At 40.8% G+C, this 3,566-nt stretch carries 2 protein-coding genes; both read left to right on the top strand.

Annotation, left to right across the window (positions count from 1 at the left end; all coding sequences use genetic code 11):
* On the top strand, nt 1-1,761 hold a 1,761-nt coding region (gene mutS / locus Q0A12_RS14695; protein WP_291293376.1), incomplete at its 5' end, for a DNA mismatch repair protein MutS.
* 67 nt (nt 1,762-1,828) lie between these two features.
* A partial coding sequence (mutL, locus tag Q0A12_RS14700; protein ID WP_291293377.1) for a DNA mismatch repair endonuclease MutL occupies nt 1,829-3,566 on the top strand: 1,738 nt, incomplete at its 3' end.

Consider the following 3,566-nt stretch of genomic DNA (forward strand, 5'->3'; position numbering starts at 1 on the left):
GAATTGACACGATCCATTCGAACAGGTAAAAAACAAGGGACATTGCTGTGGCTGCTAGATGAAACTAAGACGGCGATGGGTGGACGTTTATTAAAACAATGGATCGATCGTCCATTGATCCAAAAACGGCAAATTCATGCTCGCCAAGCGATGGTTGCATCATTATTGAATGCTTATTTTGAACGCATGGATCTAAACGAATCATTGACTAAAGTCTATGATTTAGAACGTTTAGCTGGGCGGGTGGCGTTTGGAAGTGTTAATGGACGTGATTTGATCCAGTTAAAAACATCTCTGATCCAAGTCCCGCAAATCCGGCAATTACTAATGGGGATCAACCAAGGAGAATGGAACGATTTATTGGTCGATATGGAACCAATGGATGATTTAGTATCGTTGATCGAAAAAGCAATCAATGGGGATGCGCCATTACAGATCACCGAAGGAAATGTCATCAAAGATGGCTATGATGAGCAACTCGATCAATACCGCGAAGCGATGCGAAATGGGAAAACTTGGTTAGCTGAATTAGAAGCACGGGAACGTGAAGCAACTGGGATCAAAACATTGAAAATTGGCTACAACCGTGTTTTTGGGTATTACATCGAAATCACAAAATCCAATCTTGCACATCTCGAAGAAGGAAAATATGAGCGCAAACAAACGCTAGCAAATGCTGAACGGTTTATTACTCCCGAGTTAAAAAAATTAGAGACATTGATTCTAGAAGCTGAAGAAAAATCAGTTGCTCTAGAGTATGACTTGTTCTTAGGTGTACGTAACCAAGTAAAAAAAGCAATTACTCGTTTACAAAAACTAGCTAAAAGTTTAAGTGCAACTGACGTCTTGCAAGGCTTTGCAACCGTCAGCGAACGGTATCAGTATGTGCGTCCAACCATGGAAAGCGGAACACATAATCTTCAGATCACAGAAGGCCGTCACCCGGTAGTCGAGAAGGTTTTGGGTCATCAAGAATATATTCCGAATAGTGTCCATATGAATCCAGAAGAGATGTTATTACTGATCACTGGTCCTAATATGTCAGGTAAAAGTACGTATATGCGTCAATTGGCGTTGACGGTCATCATGGCTCAAATGGGTTGTTTTGTTCCAGCTGAAAGTGCAGAACTGCCAATTTTTGATCAAATATTTACGCGAATCGGAGCTAGCGATGATTTGATTGCGGGGCAGTCGACCTTTATTGTGGAAATGAAGGAAGCAAATCAAGCCTTGCGTCATGCGACACCGAATAGCTTGATTTTATTTGATGAGCTCGGACGCGGAACGGCTACCTATGATGGGATGGCTTTGGCTCAAGCAATCATCGAATATATCCATAAACATGTTAAAGCAAAAACATTGTTCTCGACGCATTACCATGAACTGACTGTGCTGGAAGAAAATTTACCGCAGTTAAAAAATGTTCACGTCGGTGCTGTGGAACAAAATGGTGAAGTGGTCTTTTTACACAAGTTGATGGATGGTCCGGCAGATAAAAGTTACGTGATCCACGTGGCTAAAATCGCTGGGATGCCGACCGAATTATTGTCTCGAGCCGCAACGATCTTAGCTGCTTTAGAAGCAGATGCACCAGTGCAAAAAAATGTAGAGGTTTCAGAAGATACCGAACAATTATCATTGTTCAATGAAGTATCGACAGCCGAACTAGGTGTCGTTGATCGATTGAAAAAAGCCAATCTTTTAGAAATGAATCCTATGGAAGCTTTAAACTTCTTATACGAGTTACAAAAGCAAATCTAATTTTTGCTCTTCGCCTAGTTTAAATCAGCGAAGAGCAATTGATTTATTCATAGAAAGGAGCAGTTTGATGGGGAAAATCCAAGAATTATCTGAACGTTTAGCTAATCAGATCGCTGCGGGTGAGGTCGTAGAGCGGCCGGCCTCCGTCGTGAAAGAATTGGTGGAAAATGCGATCGATGCGAAAGCAACCCAAATCGATATTTTGATTGAAGAAGCGGGTCTTAAAAAAATCCAGATCGTCGATAACGGTGAGGGAATCAGTCAAGAAGATGTAACCAATGCCTTTAAGCGCCATGCGACGAGCAAAATCCATAATCGTGATGATCTATTTCGTATTCGAACACTGGGCTTTCGCGGAGAAGCTTTGCCATCGATTGCTTCTGTTTCAGAACTGACTTTAGAAACAGCTACCGCTGATGAATCTCAAGGGTCGTATCTTTTCTTAAAAGGTGGAAAAATAGAAGAGCAACGAGCAACTGCTCTACGGACAGGAACGAAGATCACCGTTGAAAATGTATTCTTTAATACGCCTGCGCGCTTAAAATATGTCAAATCACTGCAAACAGAATTATCCAACATTGGTGATATTGTCAATCGGATGGCTTTAAGTCATCCGAAAATCGCTTTTCGTTTAGTACATGATGGGCACAAGATGATGACTACGAGCGGCAGTGGGGAATTGAAGCAAACGGTTGCTGGTATTTATGGTGTGGCGACTGCTAAGAAAATGCTCAAAGTTGAAGCAAATGATTTAGATTTTGAACTGCAAGGCTATGTATCTTTACCAGAAGTCACACGAGCAAGCCGCAACTATTTGTCCGTAATCATCAATGGTCGTTATATCAAAAACTATGCGTTGAATAAAGCCATCATCCAAGGGTATCAATCAAAACTGATGGTGGGCCGTTTTCCAATCGCCGTCTTAGAAATCACGATGGACCCGTTGTTAGTCGATGTGAATGTCCATCCAACAAAACAAGAGGTGCGATTATCTAAAGAAAAAGAATTGATGGACTTGATCAGTCGAGCAATCGCAGAAAGCCTGCGTCAAATCAATTTGATTCCTGATGTGGGTGAAAATCCTAGTTTTAAGCGTAAAGTTGAAAAGATTCACACGGAACAATTGGATTTACCATTAGAAGAGCAGCCGAAGAAAAAAAGTGATCTAAACTATGACCCGAAGACTGGTATTTTTTATGTAGAACCAAAGGCTGTAGAAAAAGCATCTTTTGAAGCAGAAATTCCGCTAAAAGAAGAATCACCGATCACGGAATTGAATGTTTCTTTACCAACAGAACCAGAAAGAGCAACCCTTATCGAAGAAAAGTCAGCTGAGTTATCAGAAGAAATAGCTGAAGAACCAGTGATCGATGAAAGTAGTTCAAGTGATCATCCGGAATTTGATTTGAGTACGCAATCAGGCGAAAAAATCGTCGAGCAAGCAATCAATAAATTAGAAAACGAACAACCACAAGCCCGTTTTCCAATGTTAGAATATTTTGGTCAAATGCATGGAACTTATTTATTCGCTCAAAGTAAAGACGGCCTATACATTATCGATCAGCATGCCGCTCAGGAACGAATCAAGTACGAATATTTTCGTGAAAAAATTGGTGATGTTTCAGATGATCTACAAGAATTATTGGTGCCGTTTGTACTAGACTATCCCAATAACGATGCTATAAAGTTAAGGGAACAAACAGAATTGTTGCAAGAGGTCGGAATTTATTTAGAAGAATTCGGTCCGAATAGTTTTATTGTCCGTGCCCATCCTACATGGTATCCATCAGGGCAAGAAGAAAGTA

The sequence above is a fragment of the Enterococcus sp. genome (assembly GCF_022711995.1).
In the GTDB taxonomy this organism is placed as follows: Bacteria; Bacillota; Bacilli; order Lactobacillales; family Enterococcaceae; genus Enterococcus_D.